This is a genomic window from Galbitalea sp. SE-J8 (assembly GCF_030345695.1).
Lineage (GTDB): Bacteria > Actinomycetota > Actinomycetes > Actinomycetales > Microbacteriaceae > JAUASV01.
The window spans coordinates 23,677-44,729 of record NZ_JAUASV010000013.1 but is presented as its reverse complement, the minus strand read 5'-3'; the positions used below and the strand labels follow the sequence as shown (position 1 = coordinate 44,729).

23 protein-coding genes and 1 tRNA gene are annotated in these 21,053 nt (G+C 73.2%); 12 read left to right on the top strand and 12 right to left on the bottom strand.

The genetic code is table 11. The annotated features are described in order from the left end of the window. The first annotated feature begins 8 nt into the window (after nt 1-8). The 3 genes from QT381_RS09830 (at nt 9) to QT381_RS09820 (ending at nt 2,735) form a co-directional block, all read left to right on the top strand. A complete protein-coding gene (locus QT381_RS09830; protein WP_289248757.1) occupies nt 9-1,268 on the top strand; it encodes an MFS transporter in 1,260 nt (419 codons plus the stop codon). Nucleotides 1,269-1,352: 84 nt separating this feature from the next. Beyond that, a complete protein-coding gene (nucS, locus tag QT381_RS09825) occupies nt 1,353-2,048 on the top strand; it encodes an endonuclease NucS (RefSeq protein ID WP_289248756.1) in 696 nt (231 codons plus the stop codon). Nucleotides 2,049-2,066: 18 nt separating this feature from the next. Continuing rightward, nucleotides 2,067-2,735: an HAD hydrolase-like protein gene (locus tag QT381_RS09820; RefSeq protein ID WP_289248755.1), complete on the top strand. Its 669-nt coding sequence runs from the start codon at nt 2,067-2,069 to the stop codon at nt 2,733-2,735. A gap of 123 nt (nt 2,736-2,858) precedes the next feature. Here QT381_RS09820 and QT381_RS09815 read toward each other — a convergent pair whose 3' ends face one another. From QT381_RS09815 to QT381_RS09790, 6 genes are all read right to left on the bottom strand, one after another. Next, nucleotides 2,859-3,881 carry an NAD(P)/FAD-dependent oxidoreductase gene (locus tag QT381_RS09815; protein WP_289248754.1) on the bottom strand — a complete coding sequence of 341 codons (1,023 nt, stop codon included), beginning with the start codon at nt 3,879-3,881 and terminating at the stop codon, nt 2,859-2,861. Continuing rightward, a complete protein-coding gene (locus QT381_RS09810) occupies nt 3,878-4,399 on the bottom strand; it encodes an isoprenylcysteine carboxyl methyltransferase family protein (RefSeq protein WP_289248798.1) in 522 nt (173 codons plus the stop codon). The genes QT381_RS09815 and QT381_RS09810 overlap by 4 nt, the downstream gene beginning before the upstream one ends. A 107-nt stretch (nt 4,400-4,506) precedes the next feature. After that, nucleotides 4,507-5,565, bottom strand: a complete 1,059-nt coding sequence (locus QT381_RS09805; protein ID WP_289248753.1) for a type III polyketide synthase — start codon at nt 5,563-5,565, stop codon at nt 4,507-4,509. A gap of 52 nt (nt 5,566-5,617) precedes the next feature. Beyond that, on the bottom strand, nt 5,618-6,055 hold the full coding sequence (locus QT381_RS09800) for a nitroreductase family deazaflavin-dependent oxidoreductase (RefSeq protein WP_289248752.1): 438 nt from the start codon (nt 6,053-6,055) through the stop codon (nt 5,618-5,620). 4 nt (nt 6,056-6,059) lie between these two features. Further along, nucleotides 6,060-7,277 carry an MFS transporter gene (locus tag QT381_RS09795; RefSeq protein WP_289248751.1) on the bottom strand — a complete coding sequence of 406 codons (1,218 nt, stop codon included), beginning with the start codon at nt 7,275-7,277 and terminating at the stop codon, nt 6,060-6,062. Between the two features lie 120 nt (nt 7,278-7,397). Next, nucleotides 7,398-8,618, bottom strand: a complete 1,221-nt coding sequence (locus tag QT381_RS09790) for an MFS transporter (RefSeq protein ID WP_289248750.1) — start codon at nt 8,616-8,618, stop codon at nt 7,398-7,400. An 82-nt stretch (nt 8,619-8,700) separates the two neighbouring features. Between QT381_RS09790 and QT381_RS09785 the strand changes: the two genes are divergently transcribed. Beyond that, nucleotides 8,701-9,270, top strand: a complete 570-nt coding sequence (locus tag QT381_RS09785) for a TetR/AcrR family transcriptional regulator (protein WP_289248749.1) — start codon at nt 8,701-8,703, stop codon at nt 9,268-9,270. A 79-nt stretch (nt 9,271-9,349) separates the two neighbouring features. On the opposite strand, the gene cls is transcribed toward QT381_RS09785, so the two are convergent. Together cls and QT381_RS09775 are read right to left on the bottom strand one after the other, a co-directional pair. Next, nucleotides 9,350-10,795, bottom strand: coding sequence for a cardiolipin synthase (gene cls, locus QT381_RS09780; RefSeq protein WP_289248748.1), 1,446 nt, complete (start codon nt 10,793-10,795; stop codon nt 9,350-9,352). A gap of 36 nt (nt 10,796-10,831) precedes the next feature. Beyond that, nucleotides 10,832-12,040 (bottom strand): MFS transporter, encoded by a 1,209-nt coding sequence (locus QT381_RS09775; RefSeq protein WP_289248747.1) that lies wholly within the window; start codon nt 12,038-12,040, stop codon nt 10,832-10,834. 59 nt (nt 12,041-12,099) lie between these two features. On the opposite strand from QT381_RS09775, the gene QT381_RS09770 reads away from it, so the two are divergent. Beyond that, a complete protein-coding gene (locus QT381_RS09770; protein ID WP_289248746.1) occupies nt 12,100-12,591 on the top strand; it encodes a winged helix-turn-helix transcriptional regulator in 492 nt (163 codons plus the stop codon). Between the two features lie 6 nt (nt 12,592-12,597). Here the strand turns inward: QT381_RS09770 and QT381_RS09765 are convergent, their stop codons facing one another. Further along, nucleotides 12,598-13,182 (bottom strand): TetR/AcrR family transcriptional regulator, encoded by a 585-nt coding sequence (locus QT381_RS09765; RefSeq protein ID WP_289248745.1) that lies wholly within the window; start codon nt 13,180-13,182, stop codon nt 12,598-12,600. Nucleotides 13,183-13,246: 64 nt separating this feature from the next. Between QT381_RS09765 and QT381_RS09760 the strand changes: the two genes are divergently transcribed. The 4 genes from QT381_RS09760 to QT381_RS09745 all read left to right on the top strand — a co-directional run bounded on the left by QT381_RS09760 (nt 13,247) and on the right by QT381_RS09745 (nt 17,210). Next, complete coding sequence (locus QT381_RS09760) at nt 13,247-14,305, top strand: hypothetical protein (RefSeq protein WP_289248744.1); 1,059 nt, start codon at nt 13,247-13,249, stop codon at nt 14,303-14,305. A 25-nt stretch (nt 14,306-14,330) separates the two neighbouring features. Continuing rightward, the gene (locus tag QT381_RS09755; protein ID WP_289248743.1) at nt 14,331-15,263 is read left to right on the top strand and encodes a 2-hydroxyacid dehydrogenase; all 933 of its coding nucleotides are present in this window, start codon (nt 14,331-14,333) and stop codon (nt 15,261-15,263) included. A 63-nt stretch (nt 15,264-15,326) separates the two neighbouring features. Continuing rightward, on the top strand, nt 15,327-16,127 hold the full coding sequence (locus tag QT381_RS09750) for a hypothetical protein (protein ID WP_289248742.1): 801 nt from the start codon (nt 15,327-15,329) through the stop codon (nt 16,125-16,127). A gap of 9 nt (nt 16,128-16,136) precedes the next feature. Continuing rightward, nucleotides 16,137-17,210, top strand: coding sequence for a zinc-ribbon domain-containing protein (locus tag QT381_RS09745; protein WP_289248741.1), 1,074 nt, complete (start codon nt 16,137-16,139; stop codon nt 17,208-17,210). 22 nt (nt 17,211-17,232) lie between these two features. Here QT381_RS09745 and QT381_RS09740 read toward each other — a convergent pair whose 3' ends face one another. The 3 genes from QT381_RS09740 to QT381_RS09730 form a co-directional block, all read right to left on the bottom strand. After that, nucleotides 17,233-17,517: a hypothetical protein gene (locus QT381_RS09740; protein WP_289248740.1), complete on the bottom strand. Its 285-nt coding sequence runs from the start codon at nt 17,515-17,517 to the stop codon at nt 17,233-17,235. A 237-nt stretch (nt 17,518-17,754) separates the two neighbouring features. Then, nucleotides 17,755-17,967 (bottom strand): helix-turn-helix domain-containing protein, encoded by a 213-nt coding sequence (locus tag QT381_RS09735; RefSeq protein WP_289248739.1) that lies wholly within the window; start codon nt 17,965-17,967, stop codon nt 17,755-17,757. Nucleotides 17,968-18,342: 375 nt separating this feature from the next. Beyond that, nucleotides 18,343-18,426, bottom strand: a tRNA-Leu gene (locus QT381_RS09730). A gap of 163 nt (nt 18,427-18,589) precedes the next feature. On the opposite strand from QT381_RS09730, the gene QT381_RS09725 reads away from it, so the two are divergent. Genes QT381_RS09725 through QT381_RS09715 form a run of 3 tightly spaced genes read left to right on the top strand, consistent with a single transcriptional unit; the run spans nt 18,590 to nt 21,050 of the window. After that, nucleotides 18,590-19,297 (top strand): FHA domain-containing protein, encoded by a 708-nt coding sequence (locus tag QT381_RS09725; protein ID WP_289248738.1) that lies wholly within the window; start codon nt 18,590-18,592, stop codon nt 19,295-19,297. After that, nucleotides 19,294-19,821 (top strand): FHA domain-containing protein FhaB/FipA, encoded by a 528-nt coding sequence (locus QT381_RS09720; protein WP_289248737.1) that lies wholly within the window; start codon nt 19,294-19,296, stop codon nt 19,819-19,821. Before QT381_RS09725 ends, QT381_RS09720 begins: the two co-directional genes overlap by 4 nt. A 2-nt stretch (nt 19,822-19,823) precedes the next feature. Beyond that, nucleotides 19,824-21,050, top strand: a complete 1,227-nt coding sequence (locus tag QT381_RS09715) for a PP2C family protein-serine/threonine phosphatase (protein WP_289248736.1) — start codon at nt 19,824-19,826, stop codon at nt 21,048-21,050. Nucleotides 21,051-21,053 lie beyond the last annotated feature (3 nt).

Genomic DNA, 21,053 nt, shown 5'->3' with positions numbered 1-21,053 from the left:
CGGATGCCGTGAGCGACCCCGACGTCAGCCCCGGTCCGGCGACGGCACCGATCCCCGTGCTCGACGCGCGGCCGCCGGTCGCGGCCTGGCGCCGCGCGGTGTTCGCGGGATTCCTGCTCAGCGGGCTCGCCGTCGCCACGTGGACCTCGCGCATCCCCGTCGTGCAGGCCGAGCTGCACCTCGGCGTCGCGCAGGTCGGCGCCCTCATCACGGCCGTGCCGATCGGGAGCCTCGTCGGCGTGCTGCTCGCGAGCCACGTGCTTCACCGCTTCGGCGCTCGCACCACGGTGCGCACCGCTGCAGCGGGGATGGCGGTCGCGGTCGCCGGGCTCGGCGCCGCGGCATCCGTCGCCCACAGTGCCCCGCTCGCGGCCTGCGCCCTCGTGCTGTTCGGCCTGAGCAACTCGACGACGGTCATCGCCGTGAACGTCGAGGCGGCGGCGCTCGAACGCGCGCACGGGCGCACGATGCTCCCGCTGTTCCACGCGACCTGGAGCATCGGCGGGTTCGTCGGCGCCGGACTCGGTGCCGCGGCATCGGCTGCGGGCGTGCCGCTCGCCGTGCACGACGGGGTCGTCGCGGCCGCCGTGCTCGTCACCGGCCTGCTGCTCGCGCCCTCGCTGCCGCGGCGCGTCGAGCTCGCCGGCCGCCCCGCGATGGGGGCGCTCGACCGCCTGCTCGTGTGGCGCGAGCCGCGGGTGCTCGGCATCGCCCTCGTGGTGCTCGGGTTCGCGTTCATCGAGGGCGCGGCGAACAACTGGCTCGCGGTCGGCATGGTCGAGGCGCGCGGCGTGAGCGCCGCGGTCGGCGCCCTGATGCTCAGCGTCTTCACCCTGTCGATGACTGTCGGGCGCGCACTCGGCGGGCGCGTCGTCGACCGGCTCGGCCGGATGCGCAGCGTGCGCCTCTCGATGCTCGCCGCAGTGCTCGGCATCCTCGTCGTGGTGCTCGTGCCGTGGCCCGCAATCGCCGTAGCCGGCGTCGTCGTGTGGGGGCTCGGCGCGGCGCTCGGCTACCCGCTCTCGATGTCGGCGGCCGCCGACGATCCGGACGGCGCCCCCGCCCGCGTCGCGGCCGTTGCGACCGTCGGCACGGTCGCCCAGCTCGGCGGTCCGTCGATCATCGGCGGGCTCGGCTCCGTCGTGGGCGTGCTCCACGCGTTCCTGCTCCCGATGGCGATCCTCGCGACCGCGTCGCTCACCACCCCGGCTCTGCGGCCGCCTGCCGGCTCGACCGCGGCATCCGTCACGGCGCCACGACGAGCATGACCGGGCGTCGTGCTCGTCGCCATCCACGCGAGCCTGCTCGACTGACGCGGTACGGCCTCCTCATCCGGTGGGTACCGTGGAGTGGTGCGACTCGTCATTGCCCGCTGTTCGGTCGACTACGCCGGGCGCCTGAGCGCGCACCTCGACCTCGGCACGCGGTTGCTCATCCTCAAGGCCGACGGCAGCCTGCTCGTGCACGCCGACGCGCTCTCGTACAAGCCGCTGAACTGGATGTCGCCGCCCGCGACCTTCAGCACCGTCGAGCCCGACGAGGATCAGCGGGATGCCGGCGTCACCGAGATCTGGAAGGTGAGCCACGCGAAGACCGCCGACCTGCTCGTCGTGAACATCCACGAGATCCTGCACGACTCGACGCACGAGCTCGGCATCGACCCGGGACTGCGCAAGGACGGCGTCGAGGCCGACCTGCAGAAGCTGCTCGCCGAGCAGATCCACCTGCTCGGCGAGGGCCACACCCTCGTGCGGCGGGAGTACATGACCGCGATCGGCCCGGTCGACATCCTCGCGACGGATGCCGCGGGGGCATCCGTCGCCGTCGAGATCAAGCGCCGCGGCGACATCGACGGCGTCGAGCAGCTCACCCGCTACCTCGAGCTCATGAACCGCGATCCGCTGCTCGCGCCCGTCGCGGGCGTGTTCGCGGCGCAGGAGATCAAGCCGCAGGCGCGCGTGCTCGCGGAGGACCGCGGCATCCGCTGCCTCGTGCTCGACTACGACGAGATGCGCGGCCTCGAGACCGGGCACGCCCGGCTGTTCTGAGCCGGTTAGCCTGGGATCGTGAGCGCCGACCCGACCCGTCCGTACTCGTGCGTGCTCTGGGACCTCGACGGCACCATCGTCGACTCCGCCGCGGGCATCCTCGAGAGCCTGCGCTGGACGTACCAGCAGCTCGGCATGCCCGTGCCCGGCGACGACGAGCTCATCCACTGGGTGGGGCCGCCGATCATGGACTCGTTCCGCGACCTCGCGAAGCTCGACCCCGAGGAGTCCGCGCGTGCGCTCGCCATCTACCGCGAGCACTACATCGTGAACGGAGCGGTGCACTCGCCGCTGTTCCCGGGCATCGCCGCGGTCGTGCGCGAGGTGCACGCGGCCGGCCTGCCGTCATCGCTCGCGACCTCGAAGCCCGAGATCCCGGCCACGCTCATCCTCGAGAAGGCGGGACTCGTCGATGCCCTCGACGTGATCACCGGCGCGAGCGCGGATGAGGTGCGCAGCGCGAAGAAGGACGTCGTGGCCGAGGCGCTCGTGCGCCTCGCCGCGCTCGGGTTCGACGTCTCCCGGCCGGTCATGGTCGGCGACCGCATCCACGACGTCGAGGGTGCGGCCGCGAACGGCGTGCCCACGATCGCGGTGCTCTGGGGCTATGGAACGGATGCGGAACGCACCGACACGGTCGCCCTCGCCGCGACCCCGACCGACCTCATCCCGCTCCTCCTCGGCTGACCCGCGACAACGGATTTCACGGAGTCATCCGCCGGCCCGCCCTTGCGCGCAGCCTGCCGTGTGACGAAGGGGCTGATCATCCGTGAAATCCGTTGTTCGCGGCGCACGAGTGCCCGGCGCGGGTCAGCGGGCGAGCTGCTCGACGATCGCGCCGTAGAGCCGCGGGAGCCGACGCGCGGCCGGCACGATCGCGCGGCGCAGCGGCGTGCCCGCGGCGCCCACGAGCACGGATGCCGTCACCCGGAACCCCCGCGTGATCCGCCGCCACTCCGGCGCGTAGGCGGGCCCGCCGGTGAGCGACGCGATCGCCGCCCGCGCCTGCGCGAAGCCGAGCCGAAGGCCCTCGCCCGTGATGGCGTCCACGTATCCGGACGCGTCGCCGACGAGCAGCACGCGTCCGCGCGACGGCGCCACGGCGCGCTGCCGCAGCGGACCGGCGCCCGCGAGCGACGACGCGTGCTCCGCGCCCGTCACGCGCGCGCACAGCTCGGGCAGCTCCGCGAGCGCCTCGTCGAACGCGATCCGTCGCGGACCGAGCATCGCGAATCCGACCAGGCCCGGCGCGACCGGGGTCACGTAGATCTCCACGCGCGGGCTCCAGTGCACCTCGACGAGGTCGGTCCACGGCGCGAGGGCGTAGTGCCGCACGTAGCCGAACCGATGCACGCCCCCGGCCCGCCCGGCGAGTCCCGCGAGCCGGCGCACGGTCGAGTGCAGTCCGTCGGCGCCGACCAGCCACCGCGAACGGATGCCGCCCACGGTCACGCCGTCGGCATCCGTCGCGAGCTCGGTCACCCGCATCCGCTCGACGCGAGCCCCGGCCGCGAGCGCCCGCGCGCGCAGGGCGGCGTGCAGCACCGTGCGCCGCACGCCGCGGCCGGCCGGACCCGCGAACCGGTGGTCCGCGGCGCCCGACGCCGACCGGTAGCTCACCCCGCGCAGCGGCATCCCCTCCGGGTCGACGCCGAGTCGCGCGAGCAGCGGCAGCGCGCCCGGCATGAGTCCCTCCCCGCACGCCTTGTCGACGACCCCCGGATGCCGTTCGAGCACGAGCGCATCGAGCCCCGCGAGCCGCGCCTCGATCGCGGTCACGAGGCCGACCGGTCCCCCGCCGACGATCACCACATCCGCGTCGAAGGCGGTCACGGCGGCCCCAGCGCCCGCAGCGCCCGCTCCTCGACCGGGATGCGGAACCGCAGCAGCAGCACCGCGTTGAGCACCGTGAACGCGAGCGCCGTGACCCAGGCGGTGTGCACGAGCGGAACCGCGACGCCCTCGATCGCGACGATCCAGTAGTTCGGATGCCGCACCCACCGGTACGGACCGAGGTCGGCGACCGCCCGGTCGCCCGGCACCACGATGACGCGGGTGTTCCACGCGGCGCCGAGCGATCCGATGCACCAGTACCGCCCGGCCTGGCAGGCGAGCGCGACGGCGAGCATCGGCCAGCCGAGCGCGGGCACGAACGGGCGGAAGGGCGCCTCGACGAGACAGCCGACGAGCAGAGCGGTGTGCAGTGCGATCATCCACGGCAGTTGGCGGCGTCCCGACTCGACCCCGCCGCGGGCGAGAGCCGCTGCGGCGTTGCGCCGCGAGACGACGAGCTCGCCGACGCGCTCGGCGCCCGTGCCGACGACGAGAGCCCAGAACAGCAGCACCGACAGCGACACCGACGGCAGCAGCACCACCGGCACCACCACCGGCACCACCACCGGCACCACCACCGGCAGCAGCACCACCACCGGCACCAGCGACGGCTCGGCGAACGGCATCACGGCCACCGCATCAGCACGAACTCGGCGCTCAGTCCCGGGCCGAGCGCGGCGATCACGCCGACCGCGCCGGGCGCGGGACGGTCCAGCTCGATCGTGTCGGCGAGCACGTGCAGCACGCTCGACGACGACAGGTTGCCGACCGCCTCGAGCGAGTCCCAGCTGCGCTGCAGGGCGGCATCCGGCACCCCGAACGCGGCGGCGAGCGCCTCGAGCACCCGTGGACCTCCCGGATGCGCGACCCAGTGGTCGACGCCGGCGGCGGTGAGCCCGTGCGCGGCGAGGAAGGCCGCGGCATCCGCCGGCAGGTGGGCGTCGACGACGGATGCCACGGCCGACGTCAGCACGATCTCGAACCCGGTGCCGCCCACGCGCCAGCCGAGGATGTCATCGGTATGCGGGTAGAGCGCGCTGCGGGTGGCCTCGATGCGCGGTCCGCGCGCGGCCGGGTGTGCGTCGCCGACGAGCACGACGGCGGTCGCCCCGTCGCCGAACAGGCCGGTCGCGACGAGGTTGCCCGTCGTGCCGTCGTCGCGCTGCAGGGTCAGCGAGCACAGCTCGGCGCTCAGCAGCACGGCGACCTCGGCCGGATGACCGTCGAGGTAGTCCGCGACCCGGGCGAGCCCGGCGGCGCCGGCGACGCAGCCGAGGCCGAACGACGGGGTGCGCTTGACGTCCGGGCGCATGCCCATGCGCGTCGCGAGCAGCGCGTCGACGCTCGGCGCGGCGATCCCGGTGACCGAGGTGAAGAACAGCGCGTCGATGTCGGCGGGCGCGAGCGCGGCATCCGTCAGCGCTGTCCTCAGCGCACCCTCGAGCAGGTCGGTCGCGATGCGGATGAACGCGTCGTTCGCCTCCCGGAACGAGCCCAGCGACCGGTACGCCTCGAGGGGCAGCGCGGTGTGCCGGTGGGCGATGCGGCTCGACGAGTGCAGGCGCTCCATGACCGCGCGTCGGCCCGGGTCTCGCGTGAGCAGCGGCGCGAGCTCGGCCGTGATCGCCGCCTGCGGGTAGACGTGCGCGGGCAGCACCGGCGCGACGGCCGCGATCCGGGTCATGGCGTGACGCTACCGGCGCGCCACGGCCGGGATCGGTGCGATCAGCCGATGCTCAGTCCCTGGGCACGAGCACGAACACCGGGATGCGGCGCGTCGTCTTCGTCTGGTACGTCGCGTAGTCGGGCCACGCCTCGACCGCGCGCGCCCACCATTCCTCGTGCTCAGCGCCCTCGGCGAGGTGTGCGTCGTAGTCGCGCCTGTCGGCGCCGTCCTGGAGCTCGACGTGCGGGTTGGCGACGAGGTTCCAGTACCAGACCGGGTGCTGGGGCGCCCCGCCCTTCGACGCCACGACGGCATAGACGCCGTCGTGCTCGACGCGCATGAGCGCGGTCTTGCGCAGCTTGCCGCTCTTCGCGCCGACACTCGTCAGCACGATGATCGGCTTGCCGTGCAGCTCGGCTGCCTGCGCGCCGCCCGTCGCCTCGAAGGTCTCGGCCTGCACGCGGGCCCGCTCGGCGGTGCTCGGTGCGTACTCCCCGTTCAGTGGCATGGCCTCATCGTGCCCTACGTCCGATCCGCACGCCCGCGAGCGTTCCGACGACGAGGTAGACGGATGTCGCCGCGAGCACCACGAGCAGCGGTGCGACCCAGCCGCCGACGGCCTCGTGCACGGCCCCGACCACGAGCGGACCGAGCGCCGCGACGGCGTAGGCGACGCCCTGCACGAGGCCCGAGAGGCGTGACGCGTGGCGGTCGTCGCGCGCGAGCACCACGACGAGGATCGTGATCGCCGTGAAGCCGCCTCCCTGCGCGGCGCCGCCCACGACGCACCACACCGCCCACGCGCCGGGCGCGAGGAGGAATCCGATCGGCACCGTCATCCACATCGCGCCGATCACGGTGACCCCGGCGGCGTCGCCGAGACGGGACGCGACGGCCGGCACGAGGAACGCCCCCGCGATCGCGCTGATCTGGAACACCGCAGCGATCGCGCCCGACGCGGTCGTCGACGTGCCGACCTCGTCGGCGAGCAGGGTCGGCAGCCAGGCGGTGACCGAGTAGTAGGCGAACGCCTGGCCGGCGAACGCCGCCGCGAGCATCCACGTCGTCGCGCTGCGGAACAGGCGCGGCGGCACGTGGTCCTCGGTGAGCTCGGGGAGCGCCGCGGGCAGCGGGACGAGCGAGCGGCGCCATCCGTTGAGGCCGAGCAGCACGGCGATCGCGACGACCGCCGCGAACGCCCAGACCGCGATGGCGACGCGCCACCCGGCGCCGGCGGCGATGGGCGGGGCGCCGAGCGTCGCCGCCGCCGAGCCGATGTTGAGCGTCGACGTGTACAGCGGCGTCATGAGGCGCGCACGCCGGCCCGAGTACTCGCGGCGGATCACGACGGGCACGATGACGTTGCCGACCGTGATGCCGATGCCGAGCAGCGCCGTGCCGGCGAACACCGCGGGCACGTCGCCGACCGAGCGCACGATCGCTCCGACCACGATCGCGGCGAGGCCCGCGGTCATCGCGAACGGCGTGCCGCCGCGGTTCGCGAGCCACACCGCGAACGGCGTCGCGACCGCGAAGCACAGCACCGGGATGCTCGTGAGCAGCGCCACGACCGAGGCGCCGACGCCGAGGTCGAGCTGGATGCCGCGCACGACGGGCGCGACCGCGACGACGGGCGAGCGCAGCACGAGACCGATGAGGACGATCGCGATCGTCACCCACAGCATCCGGCTCCGCCCGGCGAGCGGCGGCGGGGGGACGGATGCTGCCACGATCCTCCGAGCCTAGTGGCGGCCCGGCGTGCGCCCACTCCGTCGCTGAGGGGACGCATCCTGTCGCTCTGAACGCGTCCGAAGCAGCAGTTTGCGTCCCCTCAGCGAGAACGGACGCGCTCAGCGCCGAGGGAGCAGCTGGGCCGCGAGGCCGATGCCCGCCGCGAGGAGGATCACCGCGCCGAAGCCGAGCGCCACGGGAAGCACGCCCAGCGGCGCCACGAGCGCCGTCGCCACCACCGCGGGCACGCCGAACGCGAGGTACGACACGAGGTAGAGCCCGGCGAACAGGCCCGCGCGCTCGTGCGGCTGCGCGAGCGGAGTGAGCTCGCGCAGCGCGGCCGAGAACCCGATGCCGAACCCGCTGCCGCCGACGATCCCGCCGAGCACGAGCACCGGGAGGGCGACGAGCGCGATGCCGAGGATGATGCCGAGCGCCCCGACCGCGACGAGCGCCGGGGCGAGCACGAGCATCGAGCGCGCGCGACGGCCGCCGGTCAGCGCGCCCGCGATCGCGGCGGCGCCCGGCTGCAGGAACGAGATGACGCCGCCGACCAGCGTGTCGTGGATGCCGAACACCCCGGCGAGCACCGTCGGCAGCAGTCCGATGAACAGGGTCGGCACCATCCAGGCCGCGAGCACCGTCGGCACGACCCGGCGGAACGTGCCGCGCGCGGCGCGCGGGATCGCGAGGTGCGGCCGGAGGGACGCGAGCGCTCCCGGCACCGGGGTCACGGTCTCGGCGCTGAGCGCCGCGACGATGACGCCGGCGACCATCACGATCGCGAGGGATCCGAAGACGAGCTGGGGCGTCGCATCCGTCACCGACTCGAGCCCGCCCGCGATGAGCGCGCCCAGTCCGAGTCCGCCGGCGGGGGCCGCGCCGCCGATGATCGCGCCGAGCCGCTTGCGGTGCGCGGGGGCGAACTCGATGACGGCGGCGGTGAACGCCGCGGTCGCGCCGCCGGTAGCGATGCCCTGCAGCACGCGAGCGACGATGAGCCACTCGACGCTGCCGGCCGCGAAGAACACGGCGAGCGCGACGAGCTCGAGGGCGAGCGATCCGATGAGCACGGGCCGGCGTCCGAGGTGGTCGGAGAGCGACCCCACCACGAGCAGGGTGAGCAGCAGCGCGAACGCGTAGGCGCTGAACGCGACGCCGAGCTCCCAGGTCGGGAAGCCCCAGCGCGACTCGAGCGCGCCGAGCAGCGGCGCCGGCGCCCCGGCCGCGACGAAGAACGCGACGAGGGTGATCGAGATGCCGACGAAGGATGCGCGCTGTGAGATCGCCCGGCGGCGCGACGCCGGGACGACCGGGATGGATGCGGTGCTGACGGACACGGGGCGGCTCCCTAAAGCAAATCGGTTTGCGTTATCGGGACCGTACTCCCGCTCGGAGGTTAAAGCAACTAGGATTGCATTTATGCCCGAGAATGAGGTCGCGAGACGTCCCGGCGGTCGAAGTGCCGCCGTGCTCGCGAGCGTGAAGACGGCCGTCGAGGAGCTCATCGCCGAGAAGGGCCGCGAGCGCGTCACGATCCCGATGATCGCCGAGCGCGCGGGCGTGCAGCCGTCGAGCGTCTACCGGCGCTGGGGCGATCTGCCGACGATGATCAACGACGTGGCGACGTACCGCCTCGATCCGGCACGTCCGATCCCCGACACCGGCGACATCCGCCGCGACCTCGAGCTGTGGGCCGCCGAGATCGTCGAGCACTACCGCAATCCGGTCAACGCCGCCCTGCTGCGTGGCGGCGCGTCGACCGCCGGCGAGCTCGAGAGCGACTGCCTGCGCAACCGGCGCTCGGAGGCGCAGCTCATCGTCGATCGCGTCGGAACGGATGCGGCGCCCACCCCCGGAACGGATGCGGCGCTCACCGCCGACACGGTCATCGACGGCCTGCTCGCCCCGATCATGTACCGGGTGATCTTCCTGCCGTGGACCCTCGACGACGAGCTCGTGCCACGCCTGCTCGGCATGCTCTTCCGCTGAGGGGACGCATTCCGTCGTTTCCGGGTGCCGCATACCGACCGGATGCGTCCCCTCAGCGAATCACTGGAGCCTCAGCGGGTCACTGCAGCACGCTCGTCAGGCGCGCGATGTTGTCGACGGCGGTCGCCCACCGCCCCCGGGCGTTCCACTCCTCAACGGTGAGCTCGCGGGAGTGCGCGCGGTAGTCCTCCTGCACGGCGCGCATCTGGGCCAGGAACGCCTCGCCCCGCACCATGACCGAGAGCTCGAGGTCGAGCGTGAACGAGCGCATGTCCATGTTGCTCGATCCGATCACCGCGATCTCGTCGTCGACCGTGAAGTGCTTCGAGTGCAGCACGACGGGCGCCTCGTAGAGCCGGATGCGCACCCCCGCGGTGAGCAGGGCCTCGTAGTAGCTGCGCTGCGCATGGAACACCGCCCACTGGTCCCCGATCGCGCTCACGAACAGCTCGACCTCGACCCCGCTCTCGGCCGCCGTCGTGATCGCGTAGAGCATGGCGTCGTCGGGCACGAAATACGGACTCGTGATCACGATGCGGTGCTGCGCCGAGTGCACGAGCGCGAGGAACAGCCGCAGATTGTTCTCGCCGTCGAAGCCGGGGCCCGACGGCACGACCTGGCAGTCGAGCGTGCCGACGCGCTCGATGGACTCGATCGACGGCGTCGTGTCGATGAGCTCGTCGGTCTCGCAGTACCAGTCGGTGACGAAGAGCACGTCGAGCGCCGCGACCACCGGCCCGCGGAACTCGACCATGAAGTCGTGCCAGCGCAGGTGCCGCCGCGCGTTCTTGCCGGTCTGGTATCCGGGGTCGACGATGTTGCGCGACCCGGTGAACGCGACCGCGCCGTCCACGACGAGCAGCTTGCGGTGGTTGCGCAGATCGGGCCGCTGGATCTTGCCGCGCAGCGGCTGGAACGGCAGCATCAGGTGCCACTGCACGCCCATCGCCTCGAGCCGGCGGATGGTGCGCCCCCACCCCGGGTAGCGCCGGTTGCCGAGGTGGTCGAGCATCACCCGCACGGTGACCCCGCGCCGGTGCGCCCGCTCGAGCGCGTCGAAGAAGGGGGCGCTGGTGTCGTCGAGCAGCAGGATGTAGAACTCCGCGTTGACGGTGCGGGCCGCGCCGTCGATGGCCCGCACCATCGCGTCGAGCGCTCGCGCGTCATCCGCCCAGACGGTGCCGGCGTTGCCGCTCGCGAGCGGGATCGCGCCGAGCGCTCGACTGAGCGCGACGCTCGTGCGGAACCACGACGGCCACTCCTCGGCGCTGTCGTCGGCGAGTCCCTCGGTCGCCCGGCGGATGAGCGCGTCGACCGTCGCCTGCCGCTGGCGGCGCCGACGCGGCAGCCGGGCGCTGCCGAGCAGCAGGAACAGCAGGATGCCGAGGTACGGCAGGAAGTTGATCGCGAGCAGCCAGGCGAGCGCCGTCTGCGGGCGCCGGTTGCGCGGCACGACGACGAGCGACACGACGCGCACGCAGAAGTCGACGGCGATGAGCGCCCACGCGACGATCTGGACGATCACGGCTGCCGACCCCGCATGGTGCGAGGCTAGCGGGGCTCAGGCCGTCGCGGCGCGGCGCCGTGACGCGGCCGCGCTCACCCCGACGAGCGCCAGTCCGAGGGCGCACAGCACGGCGAGCAACGGAGCGACGAGGTCGACGGCCTCGCCGAGCCCGACCGCCGTCGCGATCGCGCCCGCGCCGACCGCCGTCACGGCCTGCACGAGGTAGCTCACGAGGTACACGAGTGAGAGCGTCGCCCCGCGGTGGTGGGCGGGCGCCGCCCGGCTCACGAGGGCGAGCCCGCCCGTGAAGGCGAACCCGTAGCCGACTCCGCCGACGACGCACCATGCGACGAACAGCACGAGCGATCCGCTCGCCGCGGCGAGTGCCATGAGCAGCACCGCGGCGAGCGACGCGAGCGCTCCCGTCGTCACGCTCGCGAGCGCCGGTACGCGCGAGATGAGCAGCGACGTGACGAGGATGACGATCGTCGAGATGCCGAGCAGCGCGCCGATCACGGCGAGGTCGTTCGTGCCCGTGAGCTCGCGCGCCATCTGCGCGCCGAGCGACAGGAACATCGCGCCGACGGCGTAGGCGATGCTCACGCTGACCGCGGCGATCGCGATGGGCAGACGGATGCCGGGCGCCGGCCGCAGCGGTCGGGGCGCGAACCGCACGCCGGTCGCCGAGTCGTCGGGGGTGAGCGCGACGAGCACGAGCGCCACGGCGCTGAGCAGCGCGAGCACGAGGTAGCTGAGCACGAGCGGCAGCGGCAGGAACTGGGCGAGCACGCCCGAGACGACGAGCGACAGCGTCAGTCCGCCCGACGTCGAGGCGGTGGTGAGCGAGCTCGCGAGCCGCGGCGACCGGAACGGCGAGCTCTCGACGAGCGACGCGCTCGCCGCGCTCAGCGCGAACCCGGTGCCGACTCCCTGGAGTGCGCGGCCGATGAACAGCGAGGGCGCGCCGCTCGCCGTGGCGAACACCGCGCTCGCGATGCCGATGAGCGCGACGCCGATGAGGATCGCGCGCCGGCGACCGATCGCATCCGAGATGCCCCCGAACAGCAGCAGCACGGCGAGCAGGGCGACCGGGTAGGTGCCGAACACGCTCGTCGTGATCACGGGGGTCAGGTGCCAGTCCGCGGCGTAGACGGGGTAGAGCACGCTCGGCGCCCCGCTGGCCCAGAGGGAGAGCGCGAGCACGACGGCGGATGACCAGAAGGTCGCCGTGCGGCCGAGGACGGGACGGGGTGAGCGGGGCATGGTCGCGAGCCTAGCCCCCTCGATTGGTTTTTCCAAGTGAGCGGGGTACGATGGTCGGCATGTACGCGGCAGCTCACGGCACCGACCCCTCGTGCCAGATCCTCCGGTCGCTCGAAGTGCTCGGCGAGAAGTGGACCCTGCTCATCGTGCGCGACGCGCTCAAGGGCAGCACGCGTTTCGGCGAGTTCCGCGATGCGCTCAAGGCGCCGACCGACGTGCTGTCAGCGCGCCTCGCCTCCCTCGTCGAGCACGGCATCCTCGAGAAGCGCCCGTACGCCGAGCCCGGGTCCCGCGAGCGGTTCAGCTACCACCTGACGGCGGCCGGCGACGGGCTGCGGCTCGTGATCGCCGCCCTCGCGCAGTGGAGCGACGAGTTCGACCCGGCGACGGGCGAACGGGCGTCGGTGCTCGTCGACGCCGCGACCGGAGAGCCGGCGCGCCTCGCCTTCGTGCGCGCCGACGGCACGGCGGCGCAGCGACCGCGCCTCGCGCCCGGTCCGGCGGCGAGCGCGGCATGGCGCGAGCGCTACGCGACCGGTCTGGTCGGCTGACGCCTCTCAGCCGAGGGCGGCCGAGATGGCGTCGAGGTAGACCGCGGGCTCGGGCGCGCCGACGATCGCCGAGCGCAGGATCCAGCTCTGCGCGATGGCGGCCAGGGCGGATGCCGTGCTCGCCGCGAGCGCGCCGGCGGCGGCCTCCGACGCGGTGCGCTCGCGCGCCCAGGGCAGCACGATCGCCGCGAACTCGGCCTCGAGGCCGGTGATCGTGTCGCGCACCGCCTCGGCAAGGGCGGCATCCGTCGTCGACTCCGCCCAGAACTGCACGACGAGGGCGGCCGGGACCTCGCGGCCGACGCTGCCGAGGATCGCGTCGAGCGCGGCCCGCGGGGTCACCACGTGGTCGCCGTCGGCGAGCTCCGCGAACTCCTGCAGGCGTGCGCCGAGCACGGACCGTGCGACGTAGCGGCCGAGCTCGGCCTTGTCGCGGAAGTTCGAGTAGAACGAGCCGGCCGACACCCCGGCCTCCTCGATGATGTCGGCCATCGAGGTGTGCGGCACGCCCTTGCGCGAGAGCGCCCGGATGGCGGCCCGGGCGATCTGCTCGCGCCGGGCGGCGCGGTACTCGTCGGACACTCGGGGCATGCAAACAGAATACACATTCTGTATAGTGCACAAACAGAACAACCATTCTGTGAAAGGTGCCGCCATGGCTCAGCCCGTCCGTCCCCACACGCGGTGGGGCTTCACCGCGCTCTTCGGCCTGCTCGGATCGCTCATCGTGGGCGTGCTCGTGCTCGCCTTCCTCTGGCCCGTCGCGACCGCCGAGGTGCACGACCTGCCGGTCGCCATCAGCGGACCCGGCGCCGCCGTGCAGCAGGTCGAGGCGGCGATCGACGACGCCACCGACGGCGCGATCGCCTGGACCCGCGTCGACGACCGTGCCGCCGCGGTGTCGTCGATCGAGGCGCGCGACACCAGCGGCGCGCTCGTGCTGTCCACGGATGCCGCTCCCGAGGTGCTCACGGCGAGCGCCGGCGGCACCGCCGCGACCCAGCTTCTCGGTCACGTCGCCACCGGCCTGCAGGCGCAGCTCGACGCTGCCTTCGCGGCGTCCCGCGCACCCGCGGGCGCCCAGCCGCCGACCGTGACGACGACCGACGTCGTGCCGCTGTCCGCGGACGACCCGAACGGGTCCGGGCTCACCGCGATGTCGTTCCCGCTCGTCCTCGGCGGAATGATCGGCGGCATCCTGATCTCGCTGCTCGTCGTCGGGGTGGTGCGCCGCCTCGTCGCGCTCCTCGTCTACGCGGCCGCCACCGGGCTCGTCGTCGGGCTCGTGACGCACACCTGGTTCGGCATCCTCGGCGGGTCGTTCGGCCTCGACTGGCTGGCGCTCGCGGTCTCTATGCTCGGCACCGCATCCCTCATCGTCGGCTGCACCGCGCTGCTCGGGCCGCGCGGCATCGCGATCGGCTCGGTCGTCACGATGCTCGTCGCGAACCCGATCTCGGGCGCCGCCCTGCCCGCGCAGTTCATCGTCGGGCCGTGGGGCGAGATCGGCCAGTACTTCGTGCCCGGCGCGGCGTCGACCCTCGTGCGCAGCATCTCGTACTTCCCGAGCGCGGACACCGCGCAGCAGTGGCTCGTGCTCGCCGCGTGGGCGGTCGGCGGTCTCGTGCTGAGCGTCGCGGGGCACTTCCGCTCGCGCGCGCCCATCCAGCTGCCGGCCGTCGAGCTGGAGCCCGCGGGCGCGCACGCCGCGTGACGCCGGGGGTCGGTAGGGTCGATCGGTGCTCACCGTGACGCTGCCGACCCCCGACCTCATCGCCGATTTCGGGCCGGTTCCCGAGGGCGTGCGGCTCGTCGAGTGGGACGTGCAGAGCCCGCCGCCGGAGCCGGAGACGATCGACGTCGTGCTCATCCCGCACTTCGTGGTGCGCCGCGACGTGTTCCGCCGGCTGCAGGACCTGCCGAGGCTCTCGCTCGTGCAGCTGCCGAGCGCCGGCTTCGACCACGCCGTGCCGCACATCCCGGCCAGGGTCGCGGTCGCGAACGGCCGGGGCGTGCACGACGACGAGACCGCGGAGCTCGCGCTCGGCCTCACCCTCGCGAGCCTGCGCGGCATCGACACGGCGGTGCGGGATGCCGCGGTCGAGCACTGGCCCGCCGCCACGCTCCGGCCGAGCCTCGCCGACCGCCGCGTGCTGCTCGTCGGCTACGGCTCGATCGGCACGGAGATCGCGGCGCGCCTCGCGGCCTTCAAGACGCACCTCACGATCGTCGCGCGCACCGCCCGCGATGAGCACGGCGTGCGCGTGCACGGCTTCGACGAGCTGCCCGGGCTCGCGCGCGACGCCGAGGTCGTCATCCTCATCGTTCCGCTGACGGATGAGACGCGCGGCCTCGTCGACGCGGCCTTCCTCGCGGCGCTTCCCGACGGCGCGCTCGTGGTGAACGTCGCGCGCGGCGGCGTCATCGACACCGACGCGCTCGTCGCCGAGCTCGCCACGGGACGCATCGCGGCCGCGCTCGACGTGACCCGGCCCGAGCCGCTGCCGGCCGGGCATCCGCTCTGGCGCACGCCGAACACGATCATCACCCCGCACCTGGGCGGCAACACGACGCTCACCCCGACCCGCACGCTCGAGCTGATGCGCCGTCAGGTGGCGCACCTGGTCGCGGGCGAGCCGGTGGAGAACGTCGTGCGCCCGGCGTCGGCGTAGCAGCGGGCTCCCGGCCAAGCCCGGTCGGGCACCACCCGTGCTCGCACCTGCCAGACTCGACGGATGACGGATGCGGACCTCGCCGCGCTGCGCGCCCGCCGCTCCGAGCTCGCCCGCGCCGCCTTCGCACGGGACGCGGACCCGGCGCTCCTCGACCAGATCGCGGCGATCGACGCGCGCATCGCAGCCTCCACCGCGGCGACGGATGCGGCGCGCGGACCCGGCGCGGCGGCGGCCGACGCTGCCGCGACCGGCTCGCCGGACGACGGCGGGAACGGCCCGCGGAGCGATCCGGCGGGCCACGCGACGGGCGCTGCAGCCGGCGCAGCGTCGGCCGCGGGCCGCCGGATCCGGCCGCGGCTCGTCGCGCTCGTCGCCATCCCCGCGCTCATCGCCGGTCTCGCGGGCGTGTCGATCGGGCGCGCGCTCGACGCGTCCCGCCTCGACGGCGCGACCGCGCCATCCGGCTCGCCGTCGCCGGGATCGACCTCGGGCCCGATCCCGACCGCGAGTCCCCCGGCGCTGGCCGTGTTCGACCAGCCGCAACTGCCGACCGACGTGCCCGCGTTCAGCACCGGGGCGTTCGACCGGGGATCGTTCCGGTTGCTCGGTGACTACGCGGGCCTGAACGGCGACATCGACCACCTCCGTGCGTGGGCCGTCCGTGACGTCACCGGTTACCCGTGCCTGCTCGTCGCATCCGGTGCGGACGACGTGGCGGCGTCCTGCTCGTCGAGCCGCACCTTCCCTCCGGGCGGCATCGTGGTGGCGTTCGCCGTCGGCGGCACGATGTCGGCGGTGCGGTGGTCTGCGGCCGGCGAGGTCGACACCACGGAGACGCCGTTCGTCGGGGGCAGGTCCTAACCTCGGCGCATGCCGGAGAGCGTCGGCGTCTGGTGGGCCAGGCGACAGTGGACGAAGGGCCTCGAGGTGCCCTACGCGATGGGCGCGTACCGCGACGCCTGGAAGCCGTATCCGACTCTCGTGAGGCAGTACCACCCCGACCTCAACGCGGGCATCGTGCTCTCGCAGATCCCGCCCGCGGCGGAGGTGTACCTCGTCTGGCAGTGCGACGTCGGGCACCGTTTCGTCGCGACGCCCGAGGAGCAGCGCTCCCGCCCGGGTGGGCCGGAGCGGCGGCGCTCGGCCTGGTGCCCCGAGTGCGCGCGGCTCGCGCAGCCGGTCGCACCCCGCTCGTCCTCGCCGCCCGTAACCGTCTATGCCGGTTGCGGGCATCCGCGCGACGAGCGCACGATCGACGCGCCGGATGAGACCCGCTGCCCGCTGTGCCGCAAGCTCGACGGGTCCCGGCTCACGCGCGACGAGCTCGTGGCCCTCGCGATCCCGAGCATGCGCGTCGCCCTCGAGAGCGAGAGCCTCGTCGGCCGCCGCTACCGCTGGCAGTGCGCGGCGGGGCATCCGTCGTTCGAGGCGCAGGTCTCGCGCGTCATCGACGGGCGGCGCTGCACGGTCTGCCGCAACGCCGCGGCGAGCGGAGCGGATGCCGTGGCCGTCGGCGACGCGTTCGTCAGCGTCCACGCGCCCCGCGTGACATCCGCGGTCGAGGCCGACCTGCACGCGCGGTTCGCCGCGCGGTACGCGTTCGAGCTCGACGCCAACGCGGTGCGGGTCGCGACGCCGTTCTTCGACCACGTCGAGGTGTGGCCCGACCTCGTCATCCCCGAGCTGCGCGTGGCTATCGAGTACGACACGATCGGCCGCTTCGGCCTCGAGCACACCGGCCGCCACGAGCAGAAGGACCGCCGCAAGGATCGCCTGCTGCGCGCCGTCGGCTGGGAGGTCGTGCGCCTGCGCACGCGACCGCTCCAGCCGCTCGGGCCCTTCGACGTGACGTGCTCGGGCATCACGGGCCCGGTGCTCGATCGCCTCGACGACGCGCTCGCGGCGATCCGCGGCGAGCTCTTCGTGGCCGCCTACCGCCGCTGACCCGGGATCAGGGGACCCGGGATCATTCGTCGGGGACCACGACGAGCGCCGCCTTCGTCGTCGCACCGAAATCGCCCTCGATGCTCACCTCGACACGTTGGGAGCGGGTTGACGGCAGAAGCGCGGTGTTCCGCTCCGACGTTCCGTCGCAGGTGCCCCACGAACTGGCGATAACGGTTCCGTCGGGCTTCGCGACCTTCCACCCGAGCCGGTCAGCGTCGACGCACGAGAAGAGCACCGCCGTGCTCGCGTCCGACGCGGGAACGGTGACGACCTCCTCACGCGACTCGGAGCTGTTCTGCGCCACGAGGCGGGCGATCTCACCCGGTTGCGGCGGCGGGGAGGCGAACGACGACGACGGACGCGGAGAGAAGCTGTCGCGCGGGACGGAACTGTCCGAAGCGTGGGGTGCAGGCGTCGGATCACCGTCCGACGCGGGAACGGTGACGACCTCCTCACGCGACTCGGAGCTGTTCTGCGCCACCAGGCCGGCGACGTAGCCCTCGGCTCGCTCGGGAAGCCGGCGAATGACTGGCGGCGCGCGTCACCGAATCGACTCCTGGTCGAAGGCGCGCAGGAACGCCTCGCGCGGGATGACGACGCGCCGCCCGAGCTTCACGCTCGGGATCGTGCCGCCCTCGATCGAGGCGGTGATCGTGCGGGGATCGACGCCGAGGGCTCGGGCGGCATCGAGCCGGGTGATGACGAAGGCGCGCGAGGCGCGGATGTCGTCGATGGTGAGCGTGGGCTGCTTCACTACGAGCGCCGCATCGCCGAACCGAGCGACCACCTCGCCCCCGACGCCGCTACGGGCACGCCGGACTCGTCGCCGACTACGCGACGAGGAAGGCACCCCATGGAAGCACCAGCTCTACGTGCCCATCGACCCGGCCCGGCCGGAACTCGGCGAGAATCGGGCGACCCGCGGCGGATACACGACGATGACGCAGGCGCAGGCCGCGCTCGACACGGCACTGAAAGCCCGAGCGCAGCACGCCAAGCTCGTCGCTGACCTGCCGCCGACGCCGTGCAGGACCACAAGGTCAAGCCCACCAAGACCAGCACCAGCCGGGTCGTGGACCTGGCCCCCGACCCAGGACCGAAATCCCAGATCAGGAGCCATTCCACTCTGTGCGCGAGGGGGGACTTGAACCCCCATGCCCTCACGGGCACACGGACCTGAACCGTGCGCGTCTGCCAATTTCGCCACTCGCGCGCGCAAGCCGACCCCGCGGGATCAGCCGCACGAGACTACCACAGCGCCACTCGTCACCTCGCGCCGCGATCCTCGGAGAGCACGCCATGGTGCCTCCGCTAGCATCGCAGGAACCGAGCCCGGCAGCGGGGCCCGGTACCGAGCCGAGGGGAGCCTCACGCCCGTGGGTCTGCTGGACAGCTTCGAGAGGGGTCTCGAGCGTGCCGTCAACGGCGCGTTCGCGAAGACCTTCAAGAGCGGTCTGCAGCCGGTCGAGATCACGAGCGCCCTGCGCAGGGAGCTCGACACCCGCGCCGCGCCGGTCGACCGCGACCGCACCCTCGTGCCCAACGAGTTCACCGTGCGCCTCTCGCCGGCCGACTACGAGCGGATGACGGCGATGGGCGACAGCCTCACGGGCGAGCTCGCGAGCCTCGTGCAGTCGCACGCCGCCGCGCAGCACTACACCTTCCCCGGTCCCGTGCGCATCGCGTTCGAGCCCGCCGAGCGGCTGAGCCAGGGCATGGTCGAGGTGCGCAGCGCGACGGCCGCCGGCCGCATCCGCTGGACGCCCGTGCTCGAGGTCAACGGCAAGACCCACCGCATCGGCCGCGGGCGGGTGGTCATCGGACGCGGCTCCGACGCCGACATCACCGTCGACGACACGAGCATCTCGCGCAAGCACGTCGAGATCCTCTGGGACGGCGAACGCGCCCAGGTCACCGACCTCGGCTCCACGAACGGCTCGCTGCTCAACGGGCAGAAGGTGTCGAAGGCCCTGCTGCCGCCGGACTCCATCGTCGACATCGGCCGCACCCGCATCGTGTTCCGGGTGCTCGCCGAGGCGGCCTCCGGCAGCGGCGCCGGGAGCGAGAGGAGCGCCCGTCGATGAGCGAACTCGTGCTCCTCGTACTCCGGTTCGGCTTCCTCGCCCTGCTCTGGGTGTTCGTCTTCGCGATCGTCTACGCGCTGCGCACCGACCTGTTCGGCCAGCGCGTGCGCAAGCTGCCGGCGACGGATGCGGCCCCCGCCCCCGCCGCATCCGTTCCGCCCGCCGCGTCCCCCGTCGCGTCGCCCGCCGCTCGCCCGGCGCCGAGCGAGCCCGCGTCGTCGGCACCGGGCGCGATCGCGACGCGCCTCGTGATCACGGCCGGCGCGCGGGAGGGCATGGAGATCCCGCTCGAGGGCGAGGAGCTCACGATCGGCCGCGCGAGCGAGAGCGGTCTCGTCATCCGCGACGACTACACCTCGACCTACCACGCCCGCCTGCTCAAGTGGGCCGAGGGCTGGGTCGTGCAAGACCTCGACTCGACGAACGGCACCTACCTCGACGGCAAGAAGGTGGCCGTGCCGACTCTCGTGCCGCTCGGCACCACGGTGCGCATCGGCACGACGAGCTTCGAGCTGCGGCGGTAGGCGTGGCGTCCAACAGCGCAGCCGTCTCGCACGTCGGCAAGATCCGCTCGAACAACCAGGACTCCGGATACGCCGGGGCCTACCTGTTCGTCGTCGCCGACGGCATGGGCGGCCACGCCGGCGGCGACGTCGCGAGCGCGATCGCGATCACCGGCATCCTCGACACCGACCGCGAGTACGCGACCCCCGACGAGGCCGAGTACGCCCTGGCGTCGGCCCTCGTCTCGGCGAACGGACGGATGGCCGAGACCGTCTTCGACCATCCCGAGCTCACCGGCATGGGCACCACCGTGAGCGGCATCGTCGTCGTCGGCGCCACGGTCGTGCTCGCCCACATCGGCGACTCGCGCATCTACCGCTGGCGCGACGGCGAGCTCGAGCAGATCACCCACGACCACACCTTCGTGCAGCGGCTCGTCGACTCCGGACGGATCACCGAGGAGGAGGCCGCGGTGCACCCGCGCCGCAGCGTGCTCATGCGCGTGCTCGGCGACGTCGACGCGAGCCCCGAGATCGACACGGCGCAGTACCCGACGAAGCCGGGCGACCGCTGGCTGATCTGCTCCGACGGGCTGTCGAGCTACGTGCCCGTCGAACGGATCGCGCACGAGCTGGGCACGGTGACGGGCGCGCGCGCGACGGCCGATCGGCTCATCAAGGACAGCCTCGACCACGGCGCCCCCGACAACGTCACGGTCGTGCTCGTCGACATCGACGAGTCCGGACTGATCGCGCACGAGCCGCCCGCGATCGTCGGCTCGGCCGCGCTCCCGCTGCAGTTCGAGGGCGACACCGGGCGCCGGCCGGTGCGCCTGCCGACGCTGCTGCTGCATCCGCTCAAGGCGACGAAGCCCGACGACTCGCACTTCGAGCCCGAGTCGGACACCTACCTGCAGGAGCTCATCAAGGAGGATGCACGCCGCAACCGGCGCCGCCGGATCTGGTGGATCGTCTGGACCCTCGTCATCCTGCTCGCCGTCGCGGGCCTGCTCGTCGGCGCGTACCAGTGGACGCAGACCCGCTGGTACGTCGGCGCGCAGGGCACGACGGTCGCGATCTACCAGGGCGTGCAGCAGGACCTCGGCCCGATCGCGCTGCACCACGTCTACGAGCAGACGTCGATCCAGATCGCCGACCTGCCGAGTTACACACGCAGCGCGGTCAAGCAGACCATCGGCGCGGGTTCGCTCGAGGAGGCCCAGCGCATCGTCGAGAGGCTCGAGCCGTGAGCG